13 protein-coding genes, 1 tRNA gene and 1 riboswitch are annotated in these 16225 nt (G+C 55.8%); of the genes, 7 read left to right on the top strand and 7 right to left on the bottom strand.

All coding sequences use genetic code 11. The features are described 5' to 3' along the window. Positions 1-63: 63 nt before the first annotated feature. From AC0J4F_RS08475 to AC0J4F_RS08465, 3 genes are all read left to right on the top strand, one after another. Positions 64-669, top strand: a complete 606-nt coding sequence (locus AC0J4F_RS08475) for a DUF1134 domain-containing protein (protein ID WP_473025956.1) — start codon at positions 64-66, stop codon at positions 667-669. 119 nt (positions 670-788) lie between these two features. Beyond that, positions 789-2096 (top strand): hypothetical protein, encoded by a 1308-nt coding sequence (locus AC0J4F_RS08470; RefSeq protein ID WP_473025955.1) that lies wholly within the window; start codon positions 789-791, stop codon positions 2094-2096. Positions 2097-2177: 81 nt separating this feature from the next. Continuing rightward, positions 2178-2951, top strand: a complete 774-nt coding sequence (locus tag AC0J4F_RS08465) for a DeoR/GlpR family DNA-binding transcription regulator (RefSeq protein ID WP_008194524.1) — start codon at positions 2178-2180, stop codon at positions 2949-2951. A gap of 80 nt (positions 2952-3031) precedes the next feature. Here AC0J4F_RS08465 and AC0J4F_RS08460 read toward each other — a convergent pair. Further along, positions 3032-3107: transfer RNA gene (locus AC0J4F_RS08460), tRNA-Glu, on the bottom strand. 111 nt (positions 3108-3218) lie between these two features. Continuing rightward, positions 3219-3575, bottom strand: coding sequence for a hypothetical protein (locus AC0J4F_RS08455; RefSeq protein ID WP_473025954.1), 357 nt, complete (start codon positions 3573-3575; stop codon positions 3219-3221). On the opposite strand from AC0J4F_RS08455, the gene AC0J4F_RS08450 reads away from it, so the two are divergent. The 3 genes from AC0J4F_RS08450 (at position 3574) to AC0J4F_RS08440 (ending at position 8016) form a co-directional block, all read left to right on the top strand. Beyond that, positions 3574-4599, top strand: a complete 1026-nt coding sequence (locus tag AC0J4F_RS08450; RefSeq protein ID WP_473025953.1) for an RluA family pseudouridine synthase — start codon at positions 3574-3576, stop codon at positions 4597-4599. The two genes, AC0J4F_RS08455 and AC0J4F_RS08450, sit on opposite strands and share 2 nt — an antisense overlap. A gap of 167 nt (positions 4600-4766) precedes the next feature. Next, on the top strand, positions 4767-5654 hold the full coding sequence (rpoH, locus tag AC0J4F_RS08445; protein ID WP_040451015.1) for an RNA polymerase sigma factor RpoH: 888 nt from the start codon (positions 4767-4769) through the stop codon (positions 5652-5654). Between the two features lie 142 nt (positions 5655-5796). Next, on the top strand, positions 5797-8016 hold the full coding sequence (locus AC0J4F_RS08440; protein ID WP_473025952.1) for a CHASE2 domain-containing protein: 2220 nt from the start codon (positions 5797-5799) through the stop codon (positions 8014-8016). Between the two features lie 37 nt (positions 8017-8053). On the opposite strand, the gene AC0J4F_RS08435 is transcribed toward AC0J4F_RS08440, so the two are convergent. The 4 genes from AC0J4F_RS08435 to AC0J4F_RS08420 form a co-directional block, all read right to left on the bottom strand. Further along, on the bottom strand, positions 8054-8995 hold the full coding sequence (locus tag AC0J4F_RS08435) for an ABC transporter substrate-binding protein (RefSeq protein WP_133951472.1): 942 nt from the start codon (positions 8993-8995) through the stop codon (positions 8054-8056). A gap of 23 nt (positions 8996-9018) precedes the next feature. After that, on the bottom strand, positions 9019-9771 hold the full coding sequence (locus tag AC0J4F_RS08430; RefSeq protein ID WP_422021096.1) for an ABC transporter permease: 753 nt from the start codon (positions 9769-9771) through the stop codon (positions 9019-9021). Positions 9772-9925: 154 nt separating this feature from the next. Continuing rightward, a riboswitch (TPP riboswitch) is annotated at positions 9926-10032 on the bottom strand. 78 nt (positions 10033-10110) lie between these two features. Further along, positions 10111-11853, bottom strand: a complete 1743-nt coding sequence (locus tag AC0J4F_RS08425; RefSeq protein ID WP_473025951.1) for a hypothetical protein — start codon at positions 11851-11853, stop codon at positions 10111-10113. A 239-nt stretch (positions 11854-12092) separates the two neighbouring features. Beyond that, the gene (locus AC0J4F_RS08420) at positions 12093-13385 is read right to left on the bottom strand and encodes an adenylosuccinate synthase (protein ID WP_133951466.1); all 1293 of its coding nucleotides are present in this window, start codon (positions 13383-13385) and stop codon (positions 12093-12095) included. Positions 13386-13687: 302 nt separating this feature from the next. Here AC0J4F_RS08420 and AC0J4F_RS08415 point away from each other — a divergent pair, with 302 nt between their 5' ends. Then, positions 13688-14593 carry a DMT family transporter gene (locus AC0J4F_RS08415; RefSeq protein ID WP_133951464.1) on the top strand — a complete coding sequence of 302 codons (906 nt, stop codon included), beginning with the start codon at positions 13688-13690 and terminating at the stop codon, positions 14591-14593. A 39-nt stretch (positions 14594-14632) separates the two neighbouring features. On the opposite strand, the gene serA is transcribed toward AC0J4F_RS08415, so the two are convergent. Further along, positions 14633-16219 (bottom strand): phosphoglycerate dehydrogenase, encoded by a 1587-nt coding sequence (gene serA / locus AC0J4F_RS08410; protein WP_133951462.1) that lies wholly within the window; start codon positions 16217-16219, stop codon positions 14633-14635. Positions 16220-16225 lie beyond the last annotated feature (6 nt).

The raw sequence follows: 16225 nt of genomic DNA, 5'->3' as shown, positions 1-16225 counted from the left end.
ACATCGAAGAGACGCAACGCAGCGAGAAAGACGTCGCCTGTCTGGCGACAAGGAGTTTACTGGATGGCACATATGTCACGGCTCATATTTTCAATTCTTCCAGCCGCCGCAGTCATTCTGCTTTTGTCCGTTGGCCCCAATGTTGCGTTCGCACAGACCACGACCAACACGCAGTCTCCTCCCGTCAACACTTATGGCCAAGATCAGATCCTGCAAACGGGGCATCAGTTTTTCGGATCTGTGTCTGGTGGGCTGGCCTCCGTTGTGGAGAGAGCTTTTGCAAGTTATGGCGAACCAAATGGGTATATCCTTGGGGAAGAAGGCTCTGGTGCATTCGTTGCAGGTGCCCGGTTTGGAGAAGGTCAGCTTTACACCCGCAATGCAGGCAACCACAAAATATTCTGGCAAGGACCGTCTATAGGTTTCGACTTTGGAGCTGACGGCGCACGCGTCATGATGCTGATCTACAATTTGCCGAGCATTGACCGGGTTTACGACCGGTTCAGCGGCGTAAATGGGTCCGCCTATCTGGTTGGCGGCGTCGGCATGACAGTCCTTGCAAAAGACTCAGTCTTCGTGGTCCCGATCAAGGCCGGGGTCGGCGCACGCCTCGGGTTGAATCTCGGTTACTTGAAATTCACAAGAGAACCGACTTGGAATCCTTTCTAGAGACCTGCAAAAACTATCAGGGTCCAGCCTCAACTGGAGCCCAGACTTGGCTATTAAACCGATGTCCTCTAATGATGATGTAACGTCTTGATGCTTTGAACGGCCACCGGGAGCCTGATGTGATAGAAGCGGCGATGTATGTGGCACTAGGGTTTTGCACGGCCGGGCTGATTTGCCTTGCGATCCTGCCAGCTTTCTATCGCCGTGCCGCGAGACTGACCGAAGAGGCTCTGCGGGCTGTCAATCCATCCAGTTACGCAGAGGTCCGAGCTGCGCAGGACCAGGCACGCGCACAACATGCCGTCGATCTACGCCGCGTTGAACAGTCTCTGAACGCCGAGCGGGAAAAGGCTGCAAAGTGGCACGTGGATGTGACACGGCTGAAGACAGAAATGGCTGCGTTGGAAAAACGCCACGAAGGCGAGATTTCCAAACTGAAAGAAGAGCTATCTGCGAAAGCCTCCGATGAGAAATCAGCTGACATGCTGTCCTCGGAAGTCGCACAACTAAAGCAAAAACTCGCCGAAGCTGAGAAGGCTCTAGCGGAAAGCTGGTCACAGAAACCGGAATCCGGCGAAGATGTGCCCGCAAAAGGCGCGCAAGGCGAAGAAACTTCCGATTGGCTGCCTGCCACAGACACGATGGCGCTTGCGACCATCACGGGGCTGGAAGCTGAAGTTGCGACCTTGAAAGCGCGCCTGGCCAAGGCGGAACCGTCTGTTGCCGGTGAACTCGACGCTGAACGAACAGAGACGGCGCGGGCCCGACTTGCAGAGCTGGAAGCCCAGCTTGTGGATACTGAGGCAAAGTTCATAACTGCTCAGGCGGAAGTGACCCGGCTTTCCCTGCAGCTGGACGCAGCCGACATCAAAGACAGCGATCTTCAGAAGCATTTGACCGAGCAGTTGGAAGCGCTGGCAACAGAAAACGCGCAAAGACTTTCTCAGCTAAAAAACAAGGACCGCACGGTCAATCGGCTAACCGGGGAGATCAAGAAGCTTCGGCAGGATCTCGCAGCAACATCTGCACTCACACAAGTCCGTCAGGACTTCCGGCAGCTGGTCAAACAAGTGTCAGCGGACCCTAACGATAAAAAGAAAGCCGCTTCCAAGCCCTCCCCCAAAGCAGCCGGCAAATCGGCACCTGTGTCAAATAGCGCTGGTGACATGAAGCCCAAGAGAAGAACACGCCGCGCTGCCACCGGTGCCGAAAAGCCAAACACAGCGCCTCCACCGGCTCCCAAAGCCGCAGAAAGCTCGTCTACCACAGATATCGCCAACGCGGCGGAAGCCCTTGTTAGCCGGATTGTTGCGTCGACCCGAAAAAACAAAGAGCCCTCGAGTGACAACGATCAAGTGCCCCCTGAAAAGACAGATCCGCCAACTGTGAAAAAGCCGAAACAACGGCGGACCGCCGGGGCTGCCTGACAAGAGTTCTGCTGCGACAGAAGGCGTCAGTTTGTGTGCGTTTTGAATTATTGAACTAACTTCCTACCGGACCAATACCTCATGCTTATCGAACGCCATAACGCCATTCTCGAACTGGCCCGCCAGATGGGTCGTGTCAGCGTGGACGACTTGGCAAAAAGATTCGAAGTCAGTCCGCAGACCATCCGTAAAGACTTGAATGAGCTGTGTGAGCGCCGACTACTCGCACGCACGCACGGCGGAGCCTTGCTCTCATCTGGTATTGAAAACGTCGGCTATGAAGCAAGACGCATCATTTCCAGCAAGGAAAAGGCTGACATTGGTTCCAGTGTCGCTGCACTCATTCCTGACAATGCGTCTATTTTCATCAATATCGGCACGACAACTGAGGCGGTCGCACAGGCGCTGTTGCAACACCACGGACTGATGGTGATCACCAACAACCTGAATGTCGCCAGCTTGATGCGGGGTTATTCCCAGATTGAAGTGGTTGTTGCCGGCGGGGTTTTAAGGCATGCGGACGGCGGAATTGTCGGCGAAGCCGCAGTTGATTTCATGCGCCAATTCAAGGTGGATTTTGCAGTGATAGGCGCATCTGCCATTGATCCGGACGGGTCTTTGCTCGACTACGATTATCGCGAAGTCAAAGTCACCAAAACGATCATGGAAAATGCTCGGCATGTGATCCTGGCAGCGGACAGCACCAAGTTTGAGCGCACCGCGCCCGTCCGGGTTGGCCACCTCTCGCAAGTTACGACGCTTGTAACCGACCGTTGCCCGAGCCCGGAATTCGCGACGATTGCAAAAGACTCAGATACGCAGCTTATCGAAACTGAAAACCTGCCGGCCATCTAGAAGCGGCCAAGTGGTAAGGCTTTTCGAAACCAGCCACTTTTGACCAGTTGAAAAATAGACCCTAGATATCGAGAGAAAGTTGGCACGCCCAACGGGACTCGAACCCGTGTTTCCGCCGTGAAAGGGCGGCGTCCTAGACCGCTAGACGATGGGCGCGCGGGGCTTGAAAGTTGTTTGTTTCAAGCCGAGGACCGTGCGTATAAAGGGGGTTAGAGCAGGACGCAAGCCCCCTTGGTCATTTTTTTGAAGTCAACCGGTCTATATCCACTACCGGCCGACGAAAACCGTCCGGCCCAATAATTTTCCATCTTGCGGATCAAACCGGAGCAAGGCGGTAGTGGTGCCTTCACGCACGAGAACGAGCATGATCCCTTCTGATATCGTTGCCTGCAGAACTTCGGCATCAGCACCGACATTTAGGGTTTCAACGATTGCGGCCTCAGATGGATCGGCCTCATAAGTGTTGATCTTGTAAAGGATTGCTGCAAAGACAGCGATAAACCCGGCAAACATGATCAGGGACGACCCGAGCAACAGGCGCTTCAGTTTTGCCTGAACGCGTTCGGTCGCAGGATCTAAAGGGGCTTCTTCCGGACCTTCATCCCGGAAATCAGGTTGAGACATGACAGACAATTCCCAAGACGATCCGGCCAGCTTTGACGCGGATTTCATTTTAACGGTTGATCCTGAGGACGCCGGGAAGCGGATAGACGCCGTCCTTGCATCGCATTTGGAAACATTGAGCCGGAACAGAATTCAGTCACTGATCAAGGCGGGCGACGTTTCCATCGGAGGCGCGAAAATAGGGGAGCCGAAATACCGGGTCAATGAAGGTGACGAGATTACTTTGCATCTTCCTGAACCGGAGGATCCGGATCCCAAAGGCGAAGACATTCCGCTGAATGTGGTTTTCGAAGATGCACATGTCATCGTAATCGACAAACCGGCTGGGCTGGTCGTTCACCCTGGTGCCGGCAACTGGACCGGCACACTTGTCAACGCCTTGATCCATCATTGCGGTGACAGCCTGTCGGGAATAGGCGGAGTGAAACGTCCCGGCATTGTTCACCGGATTGACAAAGACACGTCAGGTCTGCTGGTTGTCGCTAAAACAGATCAGGCACATCAAGGGCTAGCAGCACAATTTGCAGATCATGGCCGCACCGGACCACTGGAGCGCGCATATTCCGCGCTTGTGTGGGGCGCGCCGTCCAGCCTCAAGGGTACGATTGATGCCAACCTGGCCCGTTCCCAGGCAAACCGGCAGAAGATGGCGGTTGTGAAAACGAGCGGACGTCATGCAATCACGCATTGGCAGGTCAAGGAACGTTTCGGCGCCGCGGACCAGCCTCCACTTGCCTCACTCATGGAATGCAGACTCGAGACAGGCCGAACTCATCAGATCCGGGTCCACATGGCCCATATTGGCCATCCATTGCTTGGCGACGATGATTATGGCTCCGGCTTCAAGACGAAAATCAACCGGTTGGAAGAGCCATTAAAGAGCCTTGTCGGCGGTTTCACCCGGCAAGCTTTGCATGCTGGACTGTTGGCATTTGAGCATCCGGTTTCAGGCGAGACACTGCGCTTTGAGAGCCCATATCCCGATGATTTTGCAAATCTTTTATCCGGATTACAAAAATTTTAGAAAGCCAATTCGCATTGAAGCCATGCAATCGGCTAAATTCAACCTATATTAGCTGTTCGCGTGTGCCGATAGGACACGCATTGTAACTTGGTTGCCTCAGCCAAACGCCTGCGCTCTGCGGGGCAAAGTGGGGAACCGGGTGATTTCGACGAGAGGGGGTGCATTCAATGGCCCAGAACTTACCGACACTCACTGCAGGGGAAGGCGGACTTAGCCGCTACCTTGATGAGATTCGCAAGTTTCCGATGCTTCAGCCGCAGGAGGAGTACATGCTCGCCAAGCGGTACAAGGAGCACGAAGACCCGGAAGCTGCCGAGCGCCTTGTAAATTCACACCTGCGCCTCGTTGCCAAGATCGCCATGGGATACCGCGGGTATGGTCTCCCGATTGGCGAGGTCGTATCCGAAGGCAACGTTGGCCTCATGCAAGCCGTTAAACGTTTTGAGCCCGACAAAGGGTTCCGTTTGGCGACCTATGCCATGTGGTGGATCAAGGCCGCCATCCAGGAATACATTCTCCGTTCTTGGTCACTCGTCAAAATGGGGACGACAGCCAACCAGAAACGCCTGTTCTTCAATCTGCGCCGCCTGAAGGGCAAGATACAAGCGCTGGAAGAGGGCGATCTGAAGCCGCACCAGGTACAGGAAATCGCAACCCGTCTCGGCGTTTCGGAAGAAGAAGTCGTGTCGATGAACCGCCGCCTCGGCGGCGACGCGAGCCTGAACGCGCCGATCCGGGCGGAAGCAGATGCTGGCGAATGGCAGGATTGGCTCGTCGACGAAAGCGATAGCCAGGAAACCTTGCTTGCCAATCAGGAAGAACTCGACATGCGCCGCAAAATGCTCAGCGACGCGATGGACGTTCTAAATGATCGGGAACGCCGGATTTTCGAGGCCCGCCGTCTGTCGGAGGACCCAATGACGCTGGAAGATCTTTCCGGAGAGTTTGGTGTCAGCCGGGAGCGCGTGCGGCAAATCGAGGTCCGTGCTTTTGAAAAGGTTCAAAAAGCGGTCCGGAACAGTGCTCGCACGCTTGACCAACAACCAGCCGCGTAAGCGTCTGGAACATGGATTTACTGAAACGCCGGGCAAAACGCCCGGCGTTTTTTGTTTACGGGTCCGTCTGCGCTTGCTCCTTGGCGCCTTACCACCCTAGGGTCAGGGCCACTGCTGGTTAGTTTCAAGACATCAGGCACCAATGGCGTTTCGGATAGACCCTTTTTTTTCACGGCGCGGTTTTGTTGCGCTCACCGCAACCATCGTCCTGATTCTCATGACCGGGCTTCGGATTGCCAATCCGGACTTTCTCGTTGCCGTTCGGGAGCTCACATTCGATTACTATCAACGTTTCAGTCCGCGCGAGTATATGCCCGCCCCAGTTCGGATCGTTGACATTGACGAGACCTCCATCACCGAAATCGGGCAATGGCCGTGGCCACGCACCAAAGTTGCCGAGCTGGTCGAAACCCTGACTGAAATGGGCGCAGCCGCCATTGCATTCGACGTTGTTTTCGCTGAACCGGATCGAACGTCGCCAACGCAAATTCGTGCCTCCCTTCCCCCAGAGACGCCAGTGAGTGTTCAGGAAGCTCTGCAACAGCTGCCGGACAATGACGAACGTTTCGCCGCAACAATAGCCAGCGCACCGGTGATTCTCGGCTTCGCGATCTCGGATCAGTTAACCGGCCGATCGCCTCTGAAAAAAGCTGGCATTGCCTATGGGGGAGCAGATCCAGTTACGATCCTGCCGCCCTTCCCAGCCGCAGTCCCCAGCCTCGACTCACTTCAACAAGCAGCGAGCGGAATTGGATCGATTTCTGTTTCTCTCGATGACCGAGACGGCGTCATCCGCCGCATTCCGTTGATTACGAGCGACGGAACCAACGTTTATCCAGGCCTGATCACAGAGGCCCTTCGGGTGGCCCAGGGAGCCAGCGGCTTGATAGTCCGAACGACCAGTGCCAGCGGCGAAGTGGACAGTGGCACTCCAGCAATAACCGACCTTAAAATTGGTGCTTTTGAAGTTCCAACAACAGCTGCAGGGGAAATGTGGGTCCATTACACACCGGACCAATCAGATCGATATGTCCGGGCGATGGATTTTTTTAAACCAGAGCACTATGGCGTACTTGCGCCGTTGATCGAAGGGCAAATTGTGCTGGTCGGCACGTCTGCAGCAGGCCTCCGCGATATCCGCGCAACTGCGATCGGTGAACTGGTTCCAGGCGTGGCAGTACATGCTCAGGCGCTTGAGCAAATCATCAACGGTCAGTTCCTGACCCGGCCAGACTGGGCAAGTGGCCTTGAGACACTCACGACTTTTTTGGTCGGTGCAGTTTTCATTCTCATCTTGCCCATCATTGGCAGCCTTGGAACAGCCTTGCTTGGCGGTATTGTTGCCGCGGTGCTGATCGGCGGTTCTTTCTACCTCTTTTTGGACAAAGGGCTTCTCATCGACCCGATATACCCAAGCCTGTCTGTGTTTCTTGTCTTCGCGGCAGCAACGGTCATGCTCTATTTCCTGACCGAACGTGAAAAGCGTTTTGTCCGGCAGGCATTCAGCCAATACCTTTCTCCGGATCTCGTGACCCAGCTTGAAAAAGCGCCGGAGCAACTGACTTTGGGCGGTGAGATACGGCCAATGACCATACTGTTCATGGACATTCGCGGCTTCACGCCAATCTCCGAGCAACTGACGCCGACAGAGCTCGTTACCTTCCTCAATACTCTGCTCTCTCCTCTGTCCGATGCCATCCAGGCCGAAGGGGGAACGATCGACAAGTATATCGGTGACAGCATCATGGCGTTTTGGAATGCCCCAATACCCGTGCCGGACCACGCAGAAAAAGCAGGCCGGGCCAGTCTCGCTATGCTTAGAATTGTCGATGAACTGAATGAAAAAGACGCATTTGGTTTCAAGGCGCGCGGATTGAAAGCGCAGACGGTTCAGATCGGCATAGGTCTGAACAGTGGCGATGCCTGCGTTGGCAATATGGGCTCAGAGCACCGGTTCAATTATTCGGTGATCGGCGATGCGGTAAACGTAGCATCGAGGATTGAATCAAGTTGCAAGGCGGTGGGCGCAGATCTCCTCGTCTCGGAAGAGACAAGAAAGCAGGCACCGGAGCTGGCCTACCTGGAAGCCGGCGAGATTTCTCTCAAGGGTAAAAGCGAAACCGTTACACTGTTTGCGCTGTTGGGCGACGAGAACTACGCAAGATCCGAGGACTTTCAGAAGCTCGCTCAAACTCACGATTCACTTATAAGAGCGATCGAAGCAGGCAATGTAACTGCCGCACATGGTGCTCTCACTGCCGCCCAGCAGTCCGCCTCACGGCTCAGCAGCTTTTACACCCCGTTTGCCGCCCGGATTGCAGACCTCCCCTTGGCGCAAGACGAAAGCAGCGCGGCATCCTGAGACACCACGCTGCTGATTTCCGAGAAGTTAGTGATGATCAGCGAATCTCGACCGCATAGGTATCGACAGGAACCACTTTAGAGATCAGGTCATTTTCAGCCATGAACTCCGCAAAACGCTGATAACGGCCTTCATCAAGGGCTGCCGGGCGTTTTGCGAAACGCGGCAGCGTATCGGCCCAGGCGCGTTTGTTCAGCTCGTCATTCAGGTTCGGGTAGGCTTCGATGAACGCATTCCAGGCTTCGTCCGGATGGTTCGTCAGGAAAATCGTGGCCGCTTCGATGGCCGCCATGAATTTTGCGTAGCGCGGATCATCTGTCTTGTCCTTGTGAACAACGTAGATCAGCTCGTCAAAAATCGGCACACCATTCTCTTCCGGATAGAACGCCTTGCCTTCCTTGCCTTCAATCTCGATCTGAGTGAGCTCGAAATTCCGGTAAGCACCGATGACCGCATCGACTTGGCCGGACATCAGCGACGGTGACAGAGCAAAGTTGACGTTGATCAGCTCGACATCGTCGACACTGAGGTCGACAGACCGCAGCATCTGGCCGAGCATGGCGTCTTCAAATCCGGACACAGAAAAACCGATCTTCTTTCCCTTCAGGTCTTTCAATTCCTTGATCGGACCATCTTTGAGGACGATGAGAGAGTTCAATGGTGTCTCTACGAGCGTTCCGATCCACTTAAGCGGAAGTCCTTCCTCGATCTGGGCGTGCAAAGTCGGCTGATAGGAAATGGCAATGTCGCCCTGTCCTGCTGCAACCAGTTTCGGCGGCATCGCGGGGTCGGCAGGTTCTATCAATTCGACATCCAGACCTTCTGCCTCAAAGAATCCCATCGCTTGGGCGGTGATCAGCGGTGCGTGGTCGGGATTGGTGAACCAATCCATCAAGACCGTCAGTTTTTCGGCTGCTTGTACAGGTGCCGACGCAAACAGAGCGGCTGCGAAAGCGGCAGAGAGCAGTGTTTTTTTCATTCAATCCTCCAAGGAAAAGCAGATCAGTCTTCAACCTGCCAAGGAACAAGAAACCGGGTGAAATGGTCTACGGCGAACCGCAATGACAGAACCATGAGAGCGAGCAGGATCAGCGCGGCAAACATCACGTCCGTCTGCATCCGTGCGTTGCTTTGAAGCATGATGAAAGCGAGCCCGCCCTTCGCGCCGACCCACTCCCCAACAATCGCACCGATTGGCGCGAAAACAGCCGCGATCCTCAAGCCGGACGCCAAGGCAGGCATGGCAGACGGCAGCCGGAACACCCAAAGTTCCTTGAGGCGGGATACACGATAAAGGCGGCTGAGGTCCGAAAGCCCGGGATCAAGGCGGCGCAGCCCATCATAGAACGTGGAGGTCACGGCAAAGAAGATCACCAAAACCGCCATGACAATTTTGGAGGCTAGGCCAAATCCGAGCCACAAAACGAGGATCGGCGCGATCGCAAAAACGGGCAAGGCCTGGGTGACGAGGATCGTCGGCATAATCGCCCGTTTGGCCACGGGAAACACCCAAATCAGGATCGCCAAAAGGCACCCAGCAGCGACCCCAAAGACGAAGCCGAGAAGTGTCTCGGAAAAGGTGATGCTTGCATGGTGCAGGAGAAACAGGCCTTGGTTCTGAAACGCAACAAAAACGCGCTCAGGGCCAGGCAGCATATACGGCGGGATTTCAAAGAAACGGACCAAGGCCGCCCAAATGAAAACGGCGACCGCAACGCCGGCACAGCGTTTCAGCAGGAAAACCAAAACCATCATATATCGCCGCTCCCTACCGGGATGGCGTATGGTTTTGTGTTTCTATAAAGGGCTGAAAGCTGTTGTACAGCGTGTGCCCCGCGCTTTAGCGCATAAGCAGACATAAGGATCTCCTGTCTTCAGCAAAGCCGAAAATGACACTGGAGATCCGGGAAGAGGCTAAGGTTTCCGTCCCTTCGCCGGCATGACCCGGATCAGGTTCTAAGGGTTCGGCGCGATGCCATCTCAGTTCCGGAAACCGGAACACCCCTCGGACCAAGCGGGACAATGCCCCGCCAATTTACAAATTGCAAGAGAAACCGCGGAGCACCCGCTAAAAACGCAAGATGCTGAATCTGCTTACCCGGCTTGCCAGGCGGTGACTGCTTTTTCAACGGCATCTTCGCCGATCGGGCCCTTCTCGAGCGTGAGAATGCCGCGTTTGCCATTCTCATAAAGCATCGGGATGTCGATCCAGCCACGCTCACGCAAAAGTGCCAAATTGCGTTGTTGCTCATTGGGCAAGCTGGACAACGCAATCCAGAAAAAGCCGGGAGAGACCTTCACGGATGCCCCGATCAAGGCATCGCCGCGCGCTTCCTCGGTCGGCTTCATGACCAAGCCGGGAACATTGACGATATCGCCGCCGGAAAACCCTTCTGGAAGTTCATATTTGATCTCAACAAGATGGCTTGCCGGCAGGGACGTATCATCGTTGGGCTTGATACGGATATCGACTTTGATATCCCGCTCCGGAATTTCGACGGCAGCGGAGAGGACAGACTGCGCTTCACCGCCAAGATCGGTCTCTTCGCCAAGTGTCCAGATGACGGCTCCTTGTGCCGCAGTACCGGTAGAGCTGGCATCTGCCCCTTCCTCATAAAGGATGGAACGTTGCGCTCCGGAAGCCGGCACCTGGGCTGCCGGTGCCGGTTCGGATTGCTCTGGGCTCACTGCAGCAAGACTGTCCGGTTGAACGCCCTGACTTACTTCGGCGCTATCCGTCGCTGGCGTATCGACATCGGCAGATGGGGTACTTTCCACATTCGTCACGATCGACGGCTGAGCAACAGTTCCCGGTGCTGTTTCTTGCGGGTTGATGGTCGTCGTTGTCACTGCGCGCGCGTCAGGTGCAACCACATTTGCATCGGTCTCATTCAAAAGACGATCAGTGTTCTTGCTCGCCTCGTCTGCATCTTCCGAGGATGCGGCCACGGTGTCTTCGACGGGTGCCGCTGGTTCGGTAACAGCCGTTGTTTCCGGCTCTTGTGAAACAGCCGGTGCGGCGTCGGTCACAGCCTCATCAGACGGCCCGGACAAGAAGAAATAGGCAGCGGCTCCAAGAACCAGAACGGCAACCACAGCAGCAGCTGCAATCGGCACTGTCCGGCTTTTTTCGTCCGAACCGCGAAGCGCCGCTGAAGCAGACGATCTTGAACGGCTGGCGCGGGACGATACTGGGGCGTCTGTTAAGCCTGCTGTTCCGGTCTGCGGCTGAACCACCTCATCTTCAAAGAGCGGTTCTGTTTGAGAGACTTGATCATCCGAGACCGGAGCCGGTTCGAGTGAAACAGGGTCATAGGCCGGAGGTGTCTCAGGTGAGGATACTGGACCTTCGGGCTCAGCCAGACTTGAACCAGTCGTTCCTGATAGAGGCGCGGCTTGTGGCGGGCTGTCATATGAAGCATCGGACGAAGGAGCACTTGCGGGCTCTTCGACTGGATAGGCAGACGGCTCCGGAGATGTCACCTGCGGTGCAGGCGCCGCCGGGGTCTCAACTGGAGAGGTCGTTGTGGCCGCAGGGACAGACGGTGCCGGCTCCGGCTCGCGAACCGGCGGTGCAGCTGGGGTGGCAGGCGCCGGCGGTGCAGATGGCTGCAATCCCAGGCTTTCTCTGGCAGCTTCCGCCTCGACCTTCCGGATTGCCTCTTCCAGACGAAGTTGTTCTGCTGTGATTTCCGATGGCGACAGTGGCGGCTCATAGGCCTTGAGCTGATTCACGATGGCATTGCGCGCACGGCTGTAAACGCTGCGCCGCGCTGCACCGTTGCTTTCGGGCAAGGACGCGATTGTTTTCTTTAATATCGAATAGTAATCAGCCATCTTCCTGCCTACCGGCCAACTGCACTCCTGCGTCTCCTGGATCAGATTCGCGACTTCTTCGTGACTTATACCAAGCTTTCGAAGAGATTTTCGCCTATCAGATCGCGCGAGACGCGCACAATTGTCGCTCCATCTTGCTTCTGATGCCGGAGACCCCGGACTTCAAAAGCTGCCGAGTGCGTAGCGATTCGCAACGCACTCTAAGCATCTTTTATATTGTCTTGTTTACGTCAATTCGCTCAGTCTTGGAAAGGATTCTGCACAAGAATTGTGTCATCGCGTTCCGGACTGGTCGACAAGATCGCGACCGGTGCACCAATCAGCTCTTCAACATGCCGTACGTATTTGATCGCTTGCGCCGGAAGCTCAGCCCAAGTCCGCGCACCTTCAGTGGATTCTTTCCAACCCGGCATGCTCTCATAGATCGGCTTGACCCGTTCCTGGGCGCCTTGTGACGCTGGAAGATAGTCGATGCGCTCGCCGTCGAGTTCGTAGCCAACGCAGATCTTGATTTCCTCAAGACCATCCAGAACATCAAGCTTGGTCAGCGCGATCCCATTGATACCGGACGTACAAACGGTCTGACGCACAAGAACCGCATCAAACCAGCCACAACGGCGGCGGCGGCCGGTCACAGTGCCGAACTCATGACCACGGGTCCCTAGAAACTCACCAACCTCGTTTTCCTGCTCGGTCGGGAAAGGCCCCTCGCCCACACGCGTAGTGTACGCCTTTGTAATACCGAGAACATAGTCGACCGACCCAGGTCCAAGGCCGCAGCCAGTTGCAGCCTGCCCGGCCACTGTGTTGGACGATGTCACGAACGGGTATGTACCGTGGTCGATGTCGAGAAGAGCGCCTTGTGCCCCTTCGAACAGAATCCGTTTGCCCTGGCGGCGTTGTTCGTCGAGCAAATACCAAACCTTGTCCATGTAAGGCAGAACCTGATCTGCAACGCTGGACAGCTCTTCGAAAATGACATCCGCTGAGATTTCGTCCTGCCCAAGCCCCCGGCGCAAAGCGTTGTGGTGGGTCAAGAGCCGGTCGATTTTCGCCGGAAGCGTTGTAAGGTTTTTCAGATCCATCAGACGGATCGCACGGCGGCCGACCTTATCTTCGTATGCCGGACCGATACCGCGTTTTGTTGTGCCGATCTTGGTGCCGGTGTTGGAGTTTTCACGAAGAGCGTCCAGTTCCCGGTGCAAAGACAGGATCAAGGTTGCGTTCTCAGCCACCCGCAGGCTTTCAGGCGTAACAACAACGCCTTGCTCGCCGAGCCGTTTGACCTCTTCGGCCAACGCGTGTGGATCCAGCACAACACCATTGCCGATCACAGACAACTTGCCCGGCCGAGCCACACCGGATGGCAGCAAGGAGAGCTTGTAGCTCACACCGTCAATAACGAGTGTATGTCCAGCGTTGTGTCCGCCCTGGAACCTTACAATGACATCGGCTTGTTCCGACAACCAGTCGACAATCTTGCCTTTGCCTTCGTCACCCCATTGCGAACCGACAACAACCACATTCGCCATCTAGCTTTTGCTCTCCTAAAGCAGGTTCGTGACGTCCTTGACGCCAACACAACAAGCCCCGGACAAGGCCCCGGGGCAAACGGCGCGGACTATAGACAGGATTGGTTTGCCGCGCGAGTCTTCCCAGTCATTTAATTGAAGAATTGCGCAAGCTACCGAACAAACTCTCCCCAATTCCGGTTCTTGTTCGTTTTATCGCTGTGCAAGACAAGCCTGAAAGTCCAACATTCGCTCGGTTTTCGGGTGTCGGGAACCGAAAACACATGGTACCCGGGAGACATTCACCTGGTTGGAGCTCCCACATGAAATTGCAGCATTGGATCTTGCTGATTTGTCTCGGCGCGATTTGGGGCGGATCGTTTATCTTTGCCAAGGTTGCGGTTGCCGAGATCCCTCCGCTGACGTTAGTTTTTTTCCGCGTCGCCTCCGCCTGCCTCGCCCTTTGGCTTGTGCTCTGGGCCCAAGGCACCCTGAAGCAGTTTCCTATCAAGATGGCGGGCTCGTTTCTGGCAATGGGCCTATTGAACAACGTTATTCCGTTTTCGCTGCTCTTTGCAGGACAGACTGTGATCGGGGCAGGTCTTGCGTCTATCCTCAACGCAACGACACCGGTCTTCACCGTTTTGGTCGCCGGAGTCCTGTTCCGCCAGGAAACTCTCGGCATTCACAAGATCGCCGGGATTGTTCTCGGGGTCGCCGGCGTCGCAACGATGCTTTCCGGCAGTTTGTCCGGCATAGTCTCAGACCCCTTATGGGCTCAGGTGGCGTGTTTGGGAGCGGCGCTGTCCTATGCCTTTGCAGCAACCTTTGCAAAACGCTTCAAAGGCCTCCCGCCCCTCATCTCGGCAACCGGTCAATTGTCCGGATCAACCCTGATCATGGCCCCGATCGCTCTGTTCGCATCCGGTTCATGGAGCGTGGCGAATCCAAGCGTCATTGCCTGGCTCAATGTTCTCGCGCTCGGGATTTTCGCGACTGCACTCGCTTACCTGATGTACTTCCGGCTTCTGGCCGAAGCTGGCGCGACCAACGCGTCGCTGGTCACGCTTCTGGTGCCCGCCAGCGCCTTGTTTTTTGGATGGTTATTGTTGGGCGAAGAATTGTCGGCAATCCAACTGGCCGGCTTCGCACTCTTGTTAAGTGGGTTGGTCGTTCTTGATGGGCGGCTCTTCGCCAGTTTCAAACCAGTATCCACACCAACCAAATAGCAAGCGCCCGGATGACATCTCATCCGGGCGCCATTGGTGTCAAAAGCGAAGCGGCTTGACTTGCTTCACATGGGAGACCGTCTCCAATCTGGCCATGACCTCTTTTGAGACCGGAGCATCCACTTCAACGAGACATATCGCTTCCTCTCCCGGCGCTGTCCGGCCAAGGTTGAAAGTCGCAATATTTACCTCGTTGTTGCCCAATTCCATCCCAAGGTGACCGATAAAGCCCGGTTTGTCTTCGTTGGTGATGTAAAGCATGTGCTCGCCGAGCTCAGCTTCCATATTGATGCCCTTCACCTGGATGATCCGAGGCTTGCCGTCGGCGAACACCGTCCCGGCAACGGAGCGGCTTTGGCGCTCGGTTTCCACAGTCAGGCGGATGTAGGTCTCATACGCCCCTTGCTTGTCCCGCCGGACCTCTTCGATCTGCATGCCCCTTTCTTTCGCCAGGATGGGTGCAGAGACCATGTTGACGGTCTGCAAAAGCGGTGTCAGCAAACCAGTGAGTGCTGCCGACGTCAGCGCCTGAACGTTCATGTCGGCGACGGCACCGGCATATTCCAGGCGAACGCGCTCAATCCCGGTTTCAGTAAGCTGCCCAGCGAAAGACCCCAACTGCTCGGCCAACCGGACAAATGGCGCCAGTTTCGGCGCTTCTTCCGCCGTGATTGACGGCATGTTGAGCGCATTCCGGACAGCACCGCTCAAGAGGTAGTCGCACATTTGCTCGGCAACTTGCAGAGCAACGTTCTCTTGGGCTTCCTCCGTTGAGGCTCCAAGATGCGGTGTCGACACGAAGTTCGGCGCGCCGAAAAGCACATTTTCCTTGGCCGGTTCATCGACAAAGACGTCGAAAGCGGCGCCCGCAAGTTTCCCGCTATCAAGTGCATCACGGACAGCCTGTTCATCAGCAAGACCACCGCGGGCACAGTTGATGAGGTAAGCCCCGTCCCGCATTTGGGCGATCGCGGCCGCATCAATGATGTTCCGCGTCTTATCAGTGAGCGGTGTGTGCAACGTGATGAAGTCAGACCGGGAGAGAAGCCCTTCCAGTTCCACCTTCTCGACGCCGAGCGCAAGCGCCCGTTCCGGCGTCAGGAACGGGTCAAAGGCGATTACCTTCATCTTGAGACCGATACCCCGCTCGGCAACGATCGATCCAATGTTTCCACAACCGATCAGGCCCAAGGTTTTGCCGGTGATCTCACGCCCCATGAACCGGGACTTTTCCCACTTGCCGGCCTGGGTCGACGCATCAGCGGCCGGGATTTGACGGGCCACCGCCATCATCATGGAAATCGCGTGTTCGGCCGTCGTAATGGCATTGCCGAACGGCGTGTTCATCACGATGATGCCGCGTGCCGTGGCCTTGGGAATGTCGACATTGTCGACGCCAATCCCTGCGCGGCCGACAACCTTCAGGTTGTCCGCAGCTGCGATAATTTTTTCAGTCACCTTCGTGGCAGAGCGGATCGCCAGGCCATCATATTGACCGATGATCTCGCGCAGCTTTTCCTTGTCCTTGCCAACATCTGGCAGGAAATCCGCCTCCACACCGCGATCCTTGAAGATCTGCACGGCAGCTGGAGACAATTTGTCAGAAATCAATACTTTCGGGGCCATATGAGC

The sequence above is a fragment of the Roseibium sp. R5 genome, assembly GCF_055755305.1.
Note: the sequence above shows the minus strand (reverse complement) of the source record. Positions and strands in the feature narration are given on the sequence as shown.